This window comes from Bradyrhizobium sp. 2TAF36, from assembly GCF_052114925.1.
GTDB lineage: Bacteria > Pseudomonadota > Alphaproteobacteria > Rhizobiales > Xanthobacteraceae > Bradyrhizobium > Bradyrhizobium barranii.
In genome coordinates, this window is sequence record NZ_JBFRFR010000074.1 from 22,841 (window position 1) to 40,380 (window position 17,540).

The window sequence follows — 17,540 nt, forward strand, 5'->3', positions numbered from 1 at the left end:
TCGCGCATGTAGCCATTCAATGAGGGCCGTAATACCATCCAAAGCTTCCAAACGGAGAGAGTGAGATGATGCTTGGATTGAGCCTGCCCGCCTTCACGTTGGTCCATGTCATCATCAGCCTGATCGGCATCGTCGCCGGCCTGGTCGTGATGTTCGGCCTGCTCGGGTCGAAGCCGATGCCGGGCCTCACCGCGATCTTCCTGCTGTTCACGATCCTCACCAGCGTCACCGGCTTCCTGTTTCCGTTCAAGGAGCTGCTGCCCTCGTACATCATCGCCGGCATCTCGCTGGTGCTGCTCGCGATCGCCTGCCTCGCGCTCTACGGAATGAAGCTCAAAGGGGTCTGGCGTCCCGTCTACATCGTGACCGCGATGATCTCGCTCTATTTCAACGTCTTCGTGCTGGTGATCCAGTCGTTCCTGAAGGTGCCGGCGCTCGCCGCGCTCGCGCCTGCCGTGCCGCCGAATCCGCCGGGAGGCCCCGTGTTCGCCGTGGTGCAGGGCATCGTGCTGGTGTTCTTCGTGGTGCTGACCATCGGCGCCTGGCGCCGCTACAAGCCGATGACGTTTGCCTGATCGCACGTTCACGGTCGGTGCGCGGCATCGACCTCGTGACATCGCCCGACCATCTCCGGATCGCCGGCTCGCGTTTTGCGAGCCCCGGATTGATTTTCACTGAAGGAGCCATTCATGCCCACCATCACCACCAAGGACGGCGTCGAGATCTTTTTCAAGGATTGGGGCTCGGGCCAGCCGATCGTGTTCAGCCATGGCTGGCCGCTGTCGGCCGACGACTGGGACACGCAGATGATATTCTTCGCCAATCACGGCTACCGCGTCATCGCCCATGACCGCCGCGGCCACGGCCGCTCCTCGCAGGTCGCCGACGGCCACGACATGGATCACTATGCCGACGATCTCGCGGCGGTGACCGCGCATCTCGACCTCAAGAACGCCATCCATGTCGGCCACTCCACCGGCGGCGGCGAGGTCGTGCACTACATCGCGCGTCACGGCGAGAGCCGGGTGGCGAAGGCTGCGATCCTCTCCGCGGTGCCGCCGCTGATGGTGCAGACGGCGGCCAATCCCGGCGGCCTGCCGAAGAGCGTGTTCGACGATCTCCAGAAGCAGCTCGCCGCCAGCCGCACCGGCTTCTACCGCGACGTCGCTTCCGGTCCTTTCTACGGCTACAACCGTCCCGGCGCAAAGCCGTCGGAAGCGGTGATCCAGAACTGGTGGCGCCAGGGCATGATGGGCGGCGCGAAGGCGCATTACGATGGCATCGTCGCGTTCTCGCAGACCGATTTCACCGAGGACCTGAAGAAGATCAGCGTGCCCGTGCTGGTGATGCACGGCGACGACGACCAGATCGTTCCCTACGCCGATTCCGGCCCGCTGTCGGCCAAGCTGCTGAAGAACGGCACGCTCAAGACCTACAAGGGCTTCCCGCACGGCATGCCGACCACGCACGCCGAAACCATCAACGCGGACCTGCTCGCGTTCTTCAAGGGGTGAGGGAGTCTTCCTTCTCCCCTTGTGGGAGAAGGTGGCATAGGCGGCCTTCGGCCGCCGTTCTTAAGAACGCCGATGCTCTGCATCGGCTATGGCGCCGGATAAGGGGTCTGCTTCAACGAGTCGAACTGCAAGAGTTCACGCGCGGAGACAACCCCTCACCCGTCTCAATCGCGCGAAGCGCGATTGATCCACCCTCTCCCACAAGGGGAGAGGGGAAGAGCGTCACTTCAAGATCGCCCTGATCGCATCGAACGTGCGCTTCACGAAAACCTCCGGCTTCTCGCGCACACCTTCGCCGATCCAGCTTTCGCCGCCGACGCGCATCGCGCCGGTGGCGATCATGGCGACGAGCCGTGCCTTGAGCCTGTCCGATTTGGTTTTGGCACGCTGCGAAAGCCCTTCGGCCAGTGCGCGCTCGAGCTTCTCGTATTTGAGCTGGTCGCGCGCCTGCAGCGCGGGATTGTCGCGCTTGAGCCGCGACATCGCCGCCGCTTCCGCCGGGTCGATCCGCCTGACCGCCGCCGCGATCGCATTCTCCGCCGCCGTCAGCATGGTTTCGCCCGCTGGCCGCGCCACGACCTCTGCGACCAGCGCGCTTGCTGCGCCCTCCTGCCAGGCGGCGACCACGTCCTCCTTCGACGCGAAGTAGTGGAAGAAGCTGCGGCGTGACACGTCGGCCGCGGTCGCGATGTCGTCGATGGTCGTGGCCTCGAAGCCGCGCTCCAGGAACAGCGCCATCGCCGCACGGGTCAGCCGCTCGCGGGTCTCTTGCAATTTACGCTGGCGCAGGCCGGGGCCGTCAGGGGATTTTGCTCCTGCCGGCAATGGCTTGGCGCCTGTCCTGACCGATTTCCCGCCGGGCTTTGAAGCCTTCAAATTATTTCACCTCTTGCAAACTTGCACTCAGTGCACATTTAGACCGGTCGCGGGCCTCATTCCAGCCCCGAACGGAGATACGGCATGACCGACTGGAGCACGGCAGACATCCCCTCCCTCAGCGGCAAGACCGCCGTCGTGACCGGGGCGACGGGCGGCCTCGGCTACGAGACGGCGATGGCGCTGGCGGGCGCCGGTGCCATTGTCATACTCACCGGACGCAACGACGCAAAGGGCCTGCGGGCGATCGAGGGCATTTGCGAGCGGTTTCCCAACGCATTGATCGCCTACGAGCATCTCGATCTCGCCAGTCTCGCCTCCGTCGCCGATTTTACCAGGCGCTTTGCCGCCAGCAATGAGCAGCTCGATCTCCTCATCAACAATGCCGGCGTGATGGCGCTGCCGAAGCGGCAGCAGACAGAGGATGGTTTCGAGATGCAGCTCGGCACCAACTATCTCGGCCATTACGCGCTGACAGCACAGCTGTTGCCGCAGCTTCGCCGCGCGAAAGCGCCTCGCATCGTCAATCTGTCGAGCCTCGCGCACCGCTCCGGCGCGATCAATTTCGACGATCTGCAAGGCAAGCGTTCCTATCGTCCCTGGCGTGCCTATTGCCAGTCCAAGCTGGCGATGCTGATGTTTTCGCTGGAGCTGCAGCGCCGCAGCCTCGCCGCCGGCTGGGGCCTGACGAGCCTTGCTGCCCATCCCGGCTACGCGCGGACCGATCTCATTCCGAACGGGCCGGGCGCCAACAGCTTCCAGTGGCGTGTGAGCCGTTGGCTCCAGCCTTTCATAAGCCACTCCGCAGCCGAAGGCGCGCTGCCCACGCTGTTCGCGGCAACCTCTCCGGCTGCAGAGCCCGGTGGCTATTACGGTCCGAACTGGTTCTACGAATTGAAGGGGCCGCCCGCGCCGGCGAAGATCATGCCGCAGGCGAAGGATTTCGCCGCGGCCGCCATGCTGTGGGATGTCTCGGCGACGTTGACCGGTGTATCCTTCGACGAGATCGCGGTCGCCGCATGAGCCACGGGCCGGTTGGGGACGTCACGATGCAAGTCATCATCTTCGGCGCGACCGGCATGGTCGGGCAGGGCGTATTGCGCGAATGCCTGATCGACACCGGCATCGACCGCGTGCTCGTGGTCGGCCGCAGCCCGACCGGCGTCCGCAATGCCAAGCTCACCGAAATCACGCACGGCGATTTCACCGACTACTCGGCGATCGAAGCGCAGCTCACGGGCTTCGATGCCTGCTTCTTCTGCCTCGGCGTCTCCTCGATCGGCATGAGCGAGGATCGCTATCGCCATCTCACCTACGATCTCACGCTCGCGGCGGCGACGACGCTCGCGAAGCTCAATCCGCAGATGACGTTCGTCTACGTCACCGGCGCCGGCACCGATTCCACCGAGCAGGGATCGCGGATGTGGGCGCGGATCAAGGGCAAGACCGAAAACGATCTGCTCAAGCTGCCGTTCCGGGGCGCCTACATGTTCCGTCCAGGCGCGATCCAGCCCCTGCACGGCGCCCGCTCGAAGACCGCCTGGGTGCAGGCCGTGTATGCCACAACCGGGCCGCTCTGGTCGGCGCTGCGCCGGATCTCGCCGCGGCTCGTCACCTCGACCGAGCAGATGGGCCGCGCCATGATTCGTGTCGCCCGGGAGGGGTATCCGCGGAAGGTGCTGGAGATGGAGGATATCAATAGCCTCTAGCCGGCTGGCCCGTTAGTTTCACGGAAATTTCCGCGTCCGCGCGCGTTGAGCCTTATCGGCCCCCGAGGAGAAATGCCGGCGATGTCGCCCCAGCTCAAACTGATCGCGCTCGACGCCGACGATCTCGCCGTGATCTCGACCCATGTGCAGGACGCCCGCGTCCAGGCCGCCGACATCATCTGGCGGCAAAGCGAGAAGCGGCTGGTGGTCGGGATGAGCCGGCTGGACTGGGAGCAGTCACTGGACGGCGAGGCCGAACCCCGCCGGCTGGTCGCCGCGCTCCGCTTCGACCGCGTGCTCGCCTGCAAGTCGCGCAACATCGACCTCGGCGCGCCGGACGAGGTTCTGGACCTCGTCGGCATCGAGTTTCACTCCCAGGACGGCCGCGACGAGGAGCCCGGCGGCAGCGCCCTGCTGCTGTTCGCCCATGGCGGCGCCATCCGCCTCGACGTCGAATGTCTGGAATGCGAGTTGACCGATCTGGGGGCGGACGCGCTCGGGGCCGGACTGGGCCTCGAGGAGGAGGGGTGAGCTGGCCGGTATACCAGTCAAGCCAGGTCGGGCCGCTGCCGGAACGGCATCTCCCGAGGGTTGACGCAGCTTCCCCGCCGCGCCATTGAGCAGGGGGTCGGGTGAGCCAATCCGCCCCAAAGACCAGCCGGAAGCCAAGCCAAAAATGCCCGTTCGTCTCGACCGCAGCAGCGCCGATTTTGACCAGCGATTCGCGGCCTTCCTCGCCGCCAAGCGCGAGGTCTCGGCCGACGTCGAGGCCGTCGTGCGCACCATCGTCGACGACGTCGCCCGGCGGGGCGATGCGGCCCTGCTCGAGGCCACGGCAAAGTTCGACCGGCTGAAGCTGGATGCATCCGGCCTGCGCGTCACCGCCGCCGAAATCGAGACGGCCGTCAAGGCCTGCGATGCCGCGACACTGGATGCGCTCAAGCTCGCGCGCGACCGCATCGAGACCTATCACCGCCGCCAGCTTCCGAAGGACGAGCGCTTCACCGATCCGCTCGGTGTCGAGCTCGGCTGGCGCTATACCRCGATCGAATCCGCGGGCCTCTATGTGCCCGGCGGCACCGCGGCCTATCCGTCCTCGGTGCTAATGAACGCGGTCCCCGCGAAGGTCGCCGGCGTCGCGCGCCTCGTCATGGTGGTGCCGTCACCGGACGGCAAGCTCAACCCGCTGGTGCTGGCGGCCGCTTCGCTTGGCGGCGTCAGCGAGATCTACCGGGTCGGCGGCGCGCAGGCCGTGGCGGCGCTCGCGCACGGTACCGCCACGATCGCGCCGGTGGCCAAGATCGTCGGCCCCGGCAACGCCTATGTCGCCGCCGCAAAGCGCCTGGTGTTCGGCAAGGTCGGTATCGATATGATCGCGGGACCCTCCGAGGTGCTGGTGATTGCCGACGACACCGGCAATGCCGACTGGATCGCCGCTGATCTGCTGGCGCAGGCCGAGCATGATGCCAGCGCGCAATCGATCCTGATCACGGATTCCGCGCGTCTCGCCGCGGATGTCGAAAAGGCCGTCGAAGCGCAACTGAAGACATTGCCGCGCGCCGCGATCGCCGGCACGTCGTGGGCCGATTTCGGCGCCATCATCATGGTCAAGAATCTTGCCGACGCCATTCCGCTCGCGGATGCGATCGCGGCCGAGCATCTCGAGATCATGACTGATGATCCCGACGCGCTTGCCGGAAAGATCCGCAACGCCGGCGCGGTGTTCCTCGGGGCGCATACGCCGGAGGCGATCGGCGACTATGTCGGCGGCTCCAACCACGTGCTGCCGACGGCGCGCTCGGCGCGGTTCTCCTCAGGCCTCGGAGTTGCCGACTTCATGAAGCGCACCTCAATCCTGAAATGCGGTCCGGACCAGCTGCGTGCGCTCGGACCTGCCGCGATGACGCTCGGACAAGCGGAGGGGCTGGACGCTCATTCGCGCTCGATTGGATTGCGCCTCAATCTGTCATGACCCAGCCGCCCGAACAGGACGACTCGACCAATCGCATCGTCGCGGTCACCCTCGACGAGGACTCGATCGGCCGTTCCGGGCCGGACATCGAGCACGAGCGCGCGATCGCGATCTACGATCTGATCGAGCAGAATTTGTTCGCGCCCGATGGCGCCGACGGGAAGGGGCCGTTCACGCTGCATATCGGCATCACCGGCAGCCGGCTGATGTTCGACATTCGCCGCGAGGAAGGCACGCCCGTGGTCGCGCATCTGTTGTCGCTGACGCCGTTCCGGCGGATCGTGAAGGACTATTTCATGATCTGCGACAGCTACTATCAGGCGATCCGGACAGCTACGCCGGACAAGATCGAGGCCATCGACATGGGCCGCCGCGGCATCCATGACGAGGGATCGCGCACGCTCCAGGAGCGGCTGAAGGGCAAGGTGCGGGTCGACTTCGAGACCTCGCGCCGGCTGTTCACGCTCATCACCGTCCTGCACTGGAAGGGTTAGGCGCATGATCCCGAAAAGTGGGCACCGGTTTTCGGACCAGATCATGCGCGAGACAAACGGCTTAATGGCCCGGAAAAATGTGCAGCGGTTTTCCGACAAGGCCATGCCCTCTTTCAAAAGAGGCTAGGCGCGATGGCGGGTCCGCCACGCGCACGCGATCCGCAATCGGTGCTGTTCGCCTGCGCGATGAACAGCGTGCGCTCGCCGATGGCCGAGAGCCTGCTCCGGCACATGTTTCCGCAGGGCCTCTACGTGAAGTCGGCCGGCGCCAGGAAAGGCGAGCTCGATCCCTTCGTGGTCGCCGTGATGGACGAGCTGGGGCAGGACATCTCCACCCACAAGCCGCAGACCTTCGAGGAGCTGGAGGATTGGGAGGGGCTGAATTTCGACCTCATCATCACGCTCTCGCCCGAAGCGCACCACAAGGCGCTGGAGCTGACCCGCACGCTCGCCGCCGACGTCGAATACTGGCCGACGCAGGATCCCACCACCATCGAAGGCACCCGCGACCAGAAGCTCGCCGCCTACCGCGAGGTCTGCGACCAGCTCCTGATGCGCATCCGCAGGCGTTTTGCGAAGGTCGGCGCGGCGAGCGGTTAGCCGTAACACCCGCGTCACAGACCGAGGGCACACGCATGTTGGACGCCTCGAATCAGTAAAGTCCGGGTTCCCGGGTTGTGAAATCAGCCCCCTTCCGATAGGTTCCGCGCGCAATTCATCCCCTGCTTCATCCCCCAAATCACCTGATGCTCGGCCGCCCCAAATTCGTACTTGCCTCCGGTTCGCCGCGGCGCCTGTCGCTGCTCAACCAGGCCGGCATCGAGCCGGACGCGCTCCGGCCGGCCGACGTCGACGAGACGCCGAAGCGGGGCGAGCTGCCGCGCGCCTGCGCCAACCGTCTCGCAAGGGCCAAGGCCGATGCGGCGCTGAAATCGGTGCAGCTCGACGACGAGCTGCGCGGCGCCTTCATCCTCGCCGCCGACACGGTTGTGGCGGTCGGCCGCCGCATCCTGCCCAAGGCCAATCTGGTGGACGAGGCGGCGCAGTGCCTGCGGCTGCTGTCGGGCCGCAACCACCGCGTCTACACCGCGATCTGCCTGGTGACGCCGCGCGAGGCCTTCCGCCAGCGCCTGGTCGAGACCCGCGTCCGCTTCAAGCGCCTCTCCGAGGACGACATCCAAGCCTATATCGGCTCCGGCGAATGGCGCGGCAAAGCCGGCGGTTACGCCGTGCAGGGCATCGCCGGCTCCTTCGTGGTCAAGATGGTCGGGTCCTACAGCAACGTCGTCGGCCTGCCGCTCTACGAGACCACGACGCTGCTCGGCGGCGAAGGTTTTCCGATCCGCTTCGGCTGGCTCAACGCCACGGCCATCTAGCGCGCCGACAAAAATCTCGAAAACAACCCCATGCACAGTAGAATGGGCCCGCTTGACCCGGCCCGCGACGCCTGCGCGACCGCCCGAGGAACCGCTTTACCGACAGGCTCTTGAACGCCTTCACCCCGAGTAAGCTGCCGACATCATGGACGACCACGTCAAAAAGCCCGCCGGCCCGCTCAAAACCTGCCCGATCTGCGGCAAGCCGCAGTCGGAAGCCACCCGCCCGTTCTGCTCCTCGCGCTGCCGCGACGTCGACCTGAACCGCTGGCTGAAAGGCTCCTACGTCATCCCCGGCCGCGATGACGAGGCGGATGGCGAAGAATAGCCAATAATATCAGATGTTTATTTCGACTTCCGATTCGCCGCGCACCAGCCGCAGCAAGCCCGCCCCACCTTGTGCACAGCCGGGCCGCGCCCGGCGAAGCCACTTGGCGAAGCCGGGTGGACATGCCGCTCCGAGCCCACTATAAACCGCCCGCTCGATGGGCCTTGGCCCCTCTTTGGAGCACGCCCAGGTAGCTCAGTTGGTAGAGCATGCGACTGAAAATCGCAGTGTCGGTGGTTCGATTCCGCCCCTGGGCACCATAACTTCAATGGCTTAGCGATACACAGTCGGTCCGGTTAGACAGTTTCCGTCCCGGGTTAGACATTTATGTTCGCGGTTTGCGCCCCAGTGGGTCGAGCTTTTTGATCACCTGGTCCATGCGATCTGAGGTGTCGGCCGATTCGGAGTAGTGGATCGCCATGGCCAGCGTCTTCTGACCAAGCCATCGGCGTACAGTATCGAGGTCGTACCCGGCTTCGACCAGCAAAGTCCCGACCGTGTGCCTCAAACCGTGAAATGTGAGCCCGTCCCCGATCTTCCCATCTCGTTTCAGCGCAGCCATTGCTTTGATGAAAGACGAATTGAACCCGGTCTCCGTCCAAGGGGTGCCCTTCGTCGTGGCCGCAAGCGTAATCGCATCGTGCCTTGGTGCGGTTGCCAGCAGGTGACCGAGATCGGGGTGAACTGGAATCGAGACTTCCTGTCCCGTTTTGTTGGTCCTTCGCCAAATCCTGCCCTCCCTGATCGCCGCCTTGGTAAGTGCAAGCACGTCGCCCTTGCGCAAGCCTGTAAACATTCCGAGCGCAACAGGAAGCCTCAGTTGCGGGGGGAGGCTGCTGATCACTGTCCTACACTCATCCGGCGTCCAAGGACGATTTGCGGTCTTGGCCCCCCTCGCTCGCTTGACCCGCTTAACCCCTTTGACCGGATTTTCCGAGACGATGCCGTGTTCTTTTCCGTGCTCAAAAGCGACCGAAAGAACTGCCATTACATAGTTCGCCTGTCTGCGACCATGCTTTGCTGCGACGCGATCCCGTAGTCCCGCAACGAATTGCGAAGATAGTTCGACAAGCGGCATGGCATCGAGCGGCTTCAGCAGGTTCATCATGCGTGCATAGCCGTCCCTAGAGGCGGGCGCTAGATCAGTGAAAGCGGGCGAGTTTCTGTAAGACGCCAGTAGTGAGCCCAACGTTCCGGGGAGCGCGTTGGCCGTCTTAAGCTTTCGTTCGATCAAGGCCAGCTCGGCAATGAACTCTGYGGTGCCGAACTCTGCTTTCAGGCGAATGCCGGTCTTTCGGTGGTAGGCGTACCATCGCCCTTTAGCGCGATAGCGTTTCAAACCCTTGATGCGAAGAACGGTCATTGCTTATCCAGTTCAGCCAACCAGTCTTTGCCTATTTCGCGACACTTCAGAGCAAGGGAATCGATCCACCCGTCCAGCGAAATCCTATCGAAGCGTTCGAGCCTCTTTCCATTGCCCAAGGCGATAGCTTTCACGGGGCAAACGCCGTCGAATGTTGGAACGCTAACCCCACAATAAGCCGCAGCTTCCTGACGGGTTAGTAAACGCGGAACGATATTGGAGCTGCCTATATTGCGCATTGTAGCACAGTGATGCCGCACACGACCAGCGTCGCGCCTCTAGAGGTCGCCCTCGCTAACCAGTGTCTGATTGATATGCGTAGTGGAGACGGAGAGTAGCGCCCAAACTACTTGGCAGCTAGACGACACATACCGACACCTGCCGCCAATGCGATTTTCCAGAATTGAGCTTTCTCTGCCCGAAATATCGGTGGCGGTGCCAGAGCCGCGAGCAACTTCTAGACTGCCGGACTGACTGGCGCTCGCGCGACAATCCACTTAAATAGGCATTCACTTCGGGGAGATCAGCGGTGCAAGTTGCATGGATGCAGGCGGTTGTGCGATCTCTGAACGTGGTCGCGCGGCGACAAAAATGCCTCGCAACAAGAGCTGACGATGTCCGAAATAGGTGAGTCGCTGGGACGACGGTGTCTGTCGGAGCATAGACGGTCGCAACATGCCGTACAAAACAAGATTTGAACGTCAAAAATCGGAATGGATCACACTGGCGCAAGCCGTGGAACACGTAGCTTCTGTCGAAAGCGACCGGTCTACTTCCGAACCCAAAGAGCCTAAAGCAACGCAGGACGCTCCCCCCGGCATGGAGTGGCTGAGAAATCCTTCTCCTCACTCTCCAGCATTGGACGCTCTAAGTCAGGTTCGAGCGGCTCTCCAAGATGGTGAGATACCAATCAAGTGGGCGCAGGATGGGTGGCCACAAAGCCATACGTTCATCCCTGGTGAGCTGTTTGCTCTCGATGATCCCCCAACTGGCGTTTTCTGGCGATACGCAGAGATAGACTACCCAGACAGTTATTTAGTTTCGGATCAAATGCCTTTTGTGCTGTCCGGTGGAGTAGCGAGCGAGCGTGCAGTCACCGACCGAAAGATGCGGCAATTGTTGCTCTTACGTGCGAGGGTTTATGAGCTTTGGCCCACCAAGGACAGAGATAGCGCGTCGAGCTCGCCGCACGGCCCTGCTCTGGACAATCGACGCAAAGGGGTCAGCCCCGAGGAGAACCTGATCAGGGATGAGGTTCGCGCCCTATATAGCCGGTCCAATCCCAAGCCAAACATGGCGCAAGCTGAGCAGTCCATTCGCGCGGCAATGCCAGGGGCGACCAGAGGTGTGATTCGCAAAGTTCTCAAAGAGGAAGAGTTCGCGAAGCAGCGAAGATTAGCGGGTAATTCAGGCCCACGTCGTCGCTAATCTTGCTGCAATTTTTTTGCGGCAAAATTGGCAAGACGTTGCAGGCAAAATTGCCGAATGTCACGTGACTCCGACCTCGGAGTCATTACATGCAAACTATCCTTGATCAGAAGCGTGTCGCGTCCTTGCTTGGGATATCGACGCGCACCCTCGAACGTTATCGTGTTTCGGGCACAGGCCCGCGCTACGTAAAGCTTGGAAAGCTGGTTCGGTATCTTAAAACCGATATCGATGCTTGGATCGAGCAGAACCATAGCGGTTCGACTGCTGAGCGATCCACATCATGACCGATCAAGCAGACGCAACATCTGGTGCTCGTGATGCTCGTGCCGACAGCCATTGTTTGTCGCAAGAAGCGTGTATCCAAGCACATTTGCAGATCGCGAAGAAAGCAATTGCATCCGGCGAGAATGATCTGCGCCGGGCCGCTAAGCACATAGCCGAAGCTAGGGAGCAAGGCGCGTCTCAACGACGGATTGCTGCTGCAATTGGAAAAGCGGTTTCCACTGTAAATCGATATCTCAGTTGGCACGATTCCGGATACCGAGATGAGACCCCGTTCGGTCCTGAGTCCAAAGCCAAACGTCAACGCGCGCGTGTTCGGGCGACCGAACGCGCCAATAGTAAGAAGAGATCGCACGGCGAAGTGGCGCAGGACGATCTCACTGCAGCTATTGCTCGTGCGCAGGCCGCCCAAGCCGACGCCGCTAGGGCTAGAGCTGAGGCGAAACAAGCTACGGATGAGGCGATGCGGGCGAAARCAGAAGCGGTTCGGGAGCGGCTACGAGCAGAAAGGGTCTATGCGAGCTCTGCCGCGACCTCTCCACGACACCCTGTTGATGGCCGTCTACGCGATCTCTTGGTAAAGGCGCTTGGTTTGCTCGGCTCAGATCAAGCCGGGGAGCGAGCGAACGCTGCGGTGGTGGCGGAGAAGCAACGGGCCAAGCTGGGCATGACCTGGGACGAATTAATCGTTCCGGCGAACAACTGCCCCTCGACCGAATCTCGGTCGCACGCCGAAGAGTCCGTCGCATGAACCACAACCGCATTCCACGAAATCACATTGATTGGTCCAGCAAGAAAACTTGGCCGACGGCGAAGCTAGGTCAGCAACAACAAGTGCACTTTCCGCACCCGAAGAACGTGATCACTTTTTCAGAACGTCTCCAAAGTTTGCCGAAGATTGCTCACGCTCAATTTCCGCGCGGAATGACTCTGCTCGACGTGTGTGGATTCGAGGCGCTCCAATTGGCGGCATCTGTGGATAGGAGCGCAGGATGAAGAAGATCGACCGTGTTGAGCTAAAGAAATCGCGAGCAAGAAAGACCGTCGGTGTTGGGGTGTTGAATCACCTCGCTGCCCGTGTGCTCGTAGCCGAACAGGAAGCCGCCGAAGCCGCTGCCAATCTAGAGAGAATGGCCAAGATCGCGGAATTCTGGAAAGCAGAGGCTCTCCAGGAGCGAGCAAGCGCCGCGGTCGTGGCCGGGAAACAGCGATTGATGCTGGGCAAAACCTGGAAGGAGCTAATTGTAAATGAGCACGAGGACCTTGGCGACGAAGACCTCGATGACGACGATGATGATCTCGATGACGATGAGCTAGATGACGACGAAGATGATCTCGACGACCATGAGCTGGATGACGATGAGCTAGATGACGATGAGCTAGATGATGATGACCTGGACGACGAGGAGTAACCACTCACATGAACTTTCATGAGCGCCTGCGTCGCAACGGCCCCGTCTTTCAAACCCACGCAGAAGTCCACCGCGAGGTTCTAGCGACCGAGGATTGGTTCGGTGACGGCAAGCCCTCTATCGGCAGGCAGTTCACCGCCGAAAAGGCGAGGGAGCGAAAGGCCGAGATCATCCACCTGTTGTATCGAACAGCAAAGCGGGAGCAGCGGGATGGAAATCCCGACGTTGCCACCCGCCTTGAGATTTTGGCCGACAAACTTCACTACTGTTGCGCGGCACGACGTTGCGGATCGCTGGCTTGCCCCGAATGCTCGCGCGCTTTTCAAAAGGCAAAGGTGGCGGCCCAGCGGACCACGATCAAGCAGTTGAGGGATACGCGGAAGGGTAAGCTGCTGGTGATGGTGACGATCATCCCACTGATGGTCACGTACAAGCCGGAGGATCTACCTGTTCTCAAGGTCCAGAAGCTGAACCGGTGGCTCAAGGACGCGCTGACGAAAGCTGGCTTCAAACGAGTCATGCTCGGCAGCATCGACCTTAGTTGGGAGGGCGGCTTTTATCAACCGCATTGGCACATCGTCATGTGGACCTCTGATCGGAAGCGACTGAGGCGTCGCCTCAAGCGCATCTTCCCCGGCCTCCAACGCGGTGACCGCCCCGTCCACACCACCGAGACCTACRGCCTCGAATTCCTCGCCTACAAGGACAAGGCGATCAAGCTTCCAGCTTTGCTGAGAAACAATCGGCGTGGGCTCCCGTATCTGCTGCTGGCCCTCGACGGCACCGAACCATTGGAACTGATGGTTCTGTCTGGCATCCGCCTGAGTGCTCAGAAGGGTGGCCTCAAATTCAAAAAGATCGCGCGCCGGTGAAGGGCGAGCAATCGAGAGCGTCGTATCGACGATAGACGATGAAATCCCGAGTTGCGGCTGGTTCGATGAAGAGAACCCGCCTCAAGGGGCAGTTTAGGCCGAGATTTTCAACCGAACTGATTATCGAGTTGGCCTCCTCATATCGGCGTGTGGCGCGAACGCTAATTTCTGACTGAGCACCTGAGCACTGAGCATACTGGAATTCCGATGGATCGACATAAGCCCATAATACTCACGAAGGCTGGCGTATTTCTTAGGAGGGGTGGGGACAAGCAACGCATTGCTGCGCCCATCCGCTTCCATGCCATCGGCGAACGCTCGGATCGTACGAAAGTCGTGGAAATTAGATTCGAGGACTATGATGGCCGAAGGGCATCCGAACAGTTCAACATGGCTGCGATCAACCCCAGAAATCTATCAACCATTGCCGACGCGCTCGGCAACAGGGGTTACCTTTGGCCGCCTGACGGGGTGTCGGCCCTGGACATACTGAAGGTGGTGGTGGCCAAAATACCGAGCCGCCGCTTTGTCTATGTGGGCGCTCCGGGCTGGTACGAGAACGGTACCGCAATAATCACTCCGTTGCGTCAGTACGGTGGAACGAAAAGAATCTTGATTGACCCGGATACTGGCGCTCATTTGGCCCTCTACACGAAAGGGCCGGGATCCCTGAAGGGGTGGCGAAACACGGTGGGTAAACTAGCCAGGAAATCCACTGGCCTTCGATTGTCCATCGCTGCGGCCCTAGCAGCGCCTCTCCTGCGTCCGCTCTCAATGGATTCGTTTGCCCTCAACCTTTTCGGGCCGACCTCCACGGGCAAGTCCAGCCTCCTCTGTGCTGCCGCATCGGTGCCCGGTTTGAATAATGAGAACGGATTGCCAAAGTGGTCGGACTCGGAGGCGGCGCTTGAGGAGTTAGCGGTTGGCCACCGCGACGGCTTATTACCTTTAGACGAAAGCGGTGACGAGGACAACAAAGTCGCGCTCCACGTGAAAGCGAAGCAGTTAGCTTTCTTGTTCTCCCGTAATCGAGCAAGGAATCTCGACAAGAATTATCAGAGAACGATCAACTTAACCGCAAGAGAATTCCGGGTCATTGTCTTGAGCACCAGTGAGTTCGCGCTCAAGACCATCGCCGAAGTGGCCGGACAGGCTCGTATAGGAGGCGAAGTAGTACGCTTCATCGATATGCCTGTCGTAGAGCCCGGCAGCATCGGCGTTTTTGATGGCGTCAAGGTACCAAGCGGCCGCGAAGCTGGTGAATTTGGCCGGATTCTCGCTGATAAGCTTCGCCGGGATGCGTTGGCCAACCAAGGCTTCGCGATGGACGCCTTTCTGAAGAATTTTATGCGCGATCCCGAAGCCGCGTTAGCTCGGATCAAGCATCACATCGGCCAATTCAGCGAGCAATCATCTCTGAGGTTAGAGACAGGCCCCGCTCAGCGGATCGGCGCAAACTTTTCAGTCCTGTATGCCGCTGCAGCACTCGGCATCGAATATGGAATACTGCCTTGGAAAAAGAAAGCGACGCGGGCCGCAATCGAGAAGTCTATGGCCAGCGCCCTTGCTGTTATTGGCAGCTCCCAGCAACCCATTCATCCTGCGCTCGCACCCCGGACGATCAAGGATGTAGCACGTAGATTGAGAGATATTCTGGACCACCTAACTCTGGTTCCGGTAAAAAAAGGCCAATCTTGCTCCGACATTGAAGCCCTCGAACGCCAGGAAGCGGACGGGTTTCGGATCGCCCGAACCACGCTCGTCAAACCACAGGCATGGAAAGCAAGTGATGGTGAGAAGGCATTGCTTATTGAATATCGTGTCATGCGAACAACGCGCAAAGACGTTGCCACCGTTGAGCGCAAAATTATTGGGATACCGGGGAAGCCCCGCTACTACATCATCGACGATGAAAAGCTTGCGGCAGTGCTAGCCGCCGGTAACAATTCAACGGATGCCGCGATGGACCTGTAGCAATCCCGCTCATAACGGTCTGGTTGCAGGTTCGAGTCCTGCCGGGCCCACCAGACAGGTATTCCAGTCTTAATTTTATTGAGATTTTTGGCCTAGAGTCACCACCTGCCCACAAGGTGGTGACTACGATGTTCGCGGCGCGTTCTTCAGCCGCGCTCCTTCTCCAACTGCAGAAATGCGAGTTCGGAGTCTCTCGCCATGTCCTCCGACGAGGGCCGGTCCACTTCTCCACGGCGCAAGAAGGTCGAGGAGGGCATGTCGGCTCGAACCGACAATCAAGCGAGGCACTTCCTCAACGCGGTGAGTGCATTGTTCCGGTGGGCTATCGCGAACGAGCTGTTCGACGGCCGTAATCCGGCTGAGGGCATCACGCGCACCAGAAGCGACAGCGGCGACAATGACGGCCATCTGCCTTGGCCCATCGAGCTGATCGAGAAATACGAGAAGCGCTGGCCGGTCGGCACCAAGCAGCGCCTGGTGTTTGATATTTTTCTGGGCTGCGACGCGGCGATGCCGCGCAACTTGGCAGGCAGCACATCTGGCGCGGCATCGTCCACCTCATGACGGAAAAGCGCCAGGGGAAAATGCCGATCTACGTCCCGATCCATCCGGAGCTGACGATGTCGATCAAGGCCTGTCCCTCGCCGGGCCTGGCGATCATCGCCAAGGACGACGGCACCAACTACACCAAGGAGTCGCTCGGTAACCTCTTTCGTGAGGCCGTCGAGGCAGCAGGCATCCCGGTGACCAGGAAGGGGTTGAAGGAGAAGGGCTCCAGCGCTCACGGCCTGCGCAAGGCCTCGGCGACCATCGCCGCCGAAAGCGGGGCCAGTGAGGCCGAGCTGAATGCCATGTTCGGCTGGAGCGGGCACCAGATGGCTCAGCTCTACACACGGAAGGCTGATCGCAAGAAGCATTTTGTGCTCGATCATGGTATTGCGGCTGATGACCGAGCAGACCTTCGCAGTCACAGGATTACAATTGACAGGCAATTGCGAGCCGTCCAAGCTACCGGGTATAGTCAAAGTAATTAAGCTATGCTGACCGCCGACCCTGCGTGGCTTTTTCGTCGCTTGTGCATGCAGCCTCGCTCGGTTCACCACGACAAATCAGGCCAGCGCGCGTTCAGCTCCCGTAAATTGGAAGATGGAGGAGTCATTATGTGGCGCGCGATTTTCCTAAGTATCTGTAGCATAATGCTAGCAGTGTTCTTCGTGTTCAGTGGAGAGGTTGCTCTTGGCGGCGAGGGTTTCTTTGAAAAAATTGGAGATGGTTGGAAAAAAGGCCACTGGATACGAGGTCTCCAAGGCGTGCGGCCTCAAAGTTGGCAAGAAGTGATTTTCCCCATTTGTTGGGGGAGTCCACAGGATTGTAGGGATACACCCTCCGACGCGATAGGAGGCTTCCCGGCTCCTGTTTACTCGGGGTCTGTAAGAGCAGATTGCCAAGACATAAATACTGGCAAACCCCGCGGCGACTCCACCATAACAATCTTATCAAAAGTCTCGATTGAAGACGCGAAAAATCAGGCGTGGCAGGCTTGTACGACGACCGACATATGCAAGTCCGATCCCAAATATCAAGATCCGACGCGAGTTGAAGTGCCCGGAACGTGTCGCTTTCTCGACGATCAAACGCGTTCTCTGAAGCCAAACACAACGATGTTGGCTTGGTGCCAGAAACTTGGCCGCGAGGCCCTTCCAATGGTCCCGGAGATCAAGYTGCCTGGTACCGGTGGTTCGCGAGACATAAATGCAGGTGCTAGGACCGGTATGGTACAAAGGTGTCTTCATCCATAAGAAAAGTGAAGCTGGTCCAACGTCTTCGGTTCTTGATCTGGCTCCTTCGATGTCCGGTTTTAAATAGCGGACACGTTCAAAGGGGCCGGGGGCGCGGGTAAGAGAGGTTTACGAGAGCCTTCCCCGAGCGCGGCGGCG

Annotated in this window: 20 protein-coding genes and 1 tRNA gene; 19 read left to right on the plus strand and 2 right to left on the minus strand. The window is 60.7% G+C overall.

Translation table 11 applies throughout. From position 1 onward, the window contains the following. Positions 1-65: 65 nt before the first annotated feature. Both AB4Z51_RS34135 and AB4Z51_RS34140 read left to right on the plus strand, forming a co-directional pair. Entirely contained in the window at positions 66-575 is a 510-nt protein-coding gene (locus AB4Z51_RS34135; protein ID WP_085400910.1) for a hypothetical protein, read from the plus strand. Positions 576-689: 114 nt separating this feature from the next. Continuing rightward, positions 690-1,514 (plus strand): alpha/beta fold hydrolase, encoded by an 825-nt coding sequence (locus tag AB4Z51_RS34140; RefSeq protein WP_085400911.1) that lies wholly within the window; start codon positions 690-692, stop codon positions 1,512-1,514. 222 nt (positions 1,515-1,736) lie between these two features. Here AB4Z51_RS34140 and AB4Z51_RS34145 read toward each other — a convergent pair whose 3' ends face one another. Then, positions 1,737-2,390, minus strand: coding sequence for a TetR/AcrR family transcriptional regulator (locus AB4Z51_RS34145; RefSeq protein ID WP_085400912.1), 654 nt, complete (start codon positions 2,388-2,390; stop codon positions 1,737-1,739). An 84-nt stretch (positions 2,391-2,474) separates the two neighbouring features. On the opposite strand from AB4Z51_RS34145, the gene AB4Z51_RS34150 reads away from it, so the two are divergent. From AB4Z51_RS34150 to AB4Z51_RS34190, 9 genes are all read left to right on the plus strand, one after another. Then, positions 2,475-3,413 carry an SDR family oxidoreductase gene (locus AB4Z51_RS34150; protein ID WP_085400913.1) on the plus strand — a complete coding sequence of 313 codons (939 nt, stop codon included), beginning with the start codon at positions 2,475-2,477 and terminating at the stop codon, positions 3,411-3,413. A gap of 26 nt (positions 3,414-3,439) precedes the next feature. Further along, positions 3,440-4,099, plus strand: coding sequence for an NAD(P)H-binding protein (locus AB4Z51_RS34155; RefSeq protein ID WP_085400977.1), 660 nt, complete (start codon positions 3,440-3,442; stop codon positions 4,097-4,099). Between the two features lie 81 nt (positions 4,100-4,180). Further along, complete coding sequence (locus AB4Z51_RS34160) at positions 4,181-4,630, plus strand: DUF2948 family protein (RefSeq protein ID WP_063986739.1); 450 nt, start codon at positions 4,181-4,183, stop codon at positions 4,628-4,630. A 145-nt stretch (positions 4,631-4,775) separates the two neighbouring features. After that, positions 4,776-6,071, plus strand: a complete 1,296-nt coding sequence (gene hisD / locus AB4Z51_RS34165; protein WP_441498857.1) for a histidinol dehydrogenase — start codon at positions 4,776-4,778, stop codon at positions 6,069-6,071. Further along, positions 6,068-6,565 carry a UPF0262 family protein gene (locus AB4Z51_RS34170; RefSeq protein WP_071909262.1) on the plus strand — a complete coding sequence of 166 codons (498 nt, stop codon included), beginning with the start codon at positions 6,068-6,070 and terminating at the stop codon, positions 6,563-6,565. The genes hisD and AB4Z51_RS34170 overlap by 4 nt, the downstream gene beginning before the upstream one ends. A gap of 132 nt (positions 6,566-6,697) precedes the next feature. Beyond that, entirely contained in the window at positions 6,698-7,165 is a 468-nt protein-coding gene (locus AB4Z51_RS34175; RefSeq protein WP_085400915.1) for an arsenate-mycothiol transferase ArsC, read from the plus strand. 146 nt (positions 7,166-7,311) lie between these two features. Beyond that, positions 7,312-7,941 (plus strand): Maf-like protein, encoded by a 630-nt coding sequence (locus AB4Z51_RS34180; protein WP_085400916.1) that lies wholly within the window; start codon positions 7,312-7,314, stop codon positions 7,939-7,941. 145 nt (positions 7,942-8,086) lie between these two features. Beyond that, complete coding sequence (gene yacG, locus AB4Z51_RS34185) at positions 8,087-8,269, plus strand: DNA gyrase inhibitor YacG (RefSeq protein ID WP_028151429.1); 183 nt, start codon at positions 8,087-8,089, stop codon at positions 8,267-8,269. A gap of 184 nt (positions 8,270-8,453) precedes the next feature. Then, a tRNA-Phe gene (locus AB4Z51_RS34190) sits at positions 8,454-8,529 on the plus strand. Between the two features lie 65 nt (positions 8,530-8,594). Here the strand turns inward: AB4Z51_RS34190 and AB4Z51_RS34195 are convergent. Continuing rightward, entirely contained in the window at positions 8,595-9,632 is a 1,038-nt protein-coding gene (locus AB4Z51_RS34195) for a tyrosine-type recombinase/integrase (protein ID WP_441498858.1), read from the minus strand. A gap of 1,517 nt (positions 9,633-11,149) precedes the next feature. Here AB4Z51_RS34195 and AB4Z51_RS34200 point away from each other — a divergent pair. The 8 genes from AB4Z51_RS34200 (at position 11,150) to AB4Z51_RS34235 (ending at position 16,637) form a co-directional block, all read left to right on the plus strand. Then, positions 11,150-11,347, plus strand: a complete 198-nt coding sequence (locus AB4Z51_RS34200; protein WP_441498859.1) for a helix-turn-helix transcriptional regulator — start codon at positions 11,150-11,152, stop codon at positions 11,345-11,347. Continuing rightward, a complete protein-coding gene (locus tag AB4Z51_RS34205) occupies positions 11,344-12,096 on the plus strand; it encodes a hypothetical protein (protein WP_441498860.1) in 753 nt (250 codons plus the stop codon). The genes AB4Z51_RS34200 and AB4Z51_RS34205 overlap by 4 nt, the downstream gene beginning before the upstream one ends. Further along, positions 12,093-12,341, plus strand: a complete 249-nt coding sequence (locus AB4Z51_RS34210; RefSeq protein ID WP_441498861.1) for a hypothetical protein — start codon at positions 12,093-12,095, stop codon at positions 12,339-12,341. Before AB4Z51_RS34205 ends, AB4Z51_RS34210 begins: the two co-directional genes overlap by 4 nt. Continuing rightward, positions 12,338-12,757: a hypothetical protein gene (locus AB4Z51_RS34215; RefSeq protein WP_441498862.1), complete on the plus strand. Its 420-nt coding sequence runs from the start codon at positions 12,338-12,340 to the stop codon at positions 12,755-12,757. The genes AB4Z51_RS34210 and AB4Z51_RS34215 overlap by 4 nt, the downstream gene beginning before the upstream one ends. 8 nt (positions 12,758-12,765) lie before the next feature. After that, positions 12,766-13,629: a hypothetical protein gene (locus tag AB4Z51_RS34220; RefSeq protein WP_441498863.1), complete on the plus strand. Its 864-nt coding sequence runs from the start codon at positions 12,766-12,768 to the stop codon at positions 13,627-13,629. Positions 13,630-13,836: 207 nt separating this feature from the next. Beyond that, on the plus strand, positions 13,837-15,603 hold the full coding sequence (locus tag AB4Z51_RS34225; protein WP_441498864.1) for a DUF927 domain-containing protein: 1,767 nt from the start codon (positions 13,837-13,839) through the stop codon (positions 15,601-15,603). Between the two features lie 198 nt (positions 15,604-15,801). After that, on the plus strand, positions 15,802-16,167 hold the full coding sequence (locus tag AB4Z51_RS34230) for a hypothetical protein (RefSeq protein WP_441498865.1): 366 nt from the start codon (positions 15,802-15,804) through the stop codon (positions 16,165-16,167). Beyond that, a complete protein-coding gene (locus tag AB4Z51_RS34235; RefSeq protein WP_441498874.1) occupies positions 16,152-16,637 on the plus strand; it encodes a tyrosine-type recombinase/integrase in 486 nt (161 codons plus the stop codon). The genes AB4Z51_RS34230 and AB4Z51_RS34235 overlap by 16 nt, the downstream gene beginning before the upstream one ends. Positions 16,638-17,540: the final 903 nt, after the last annotated feature.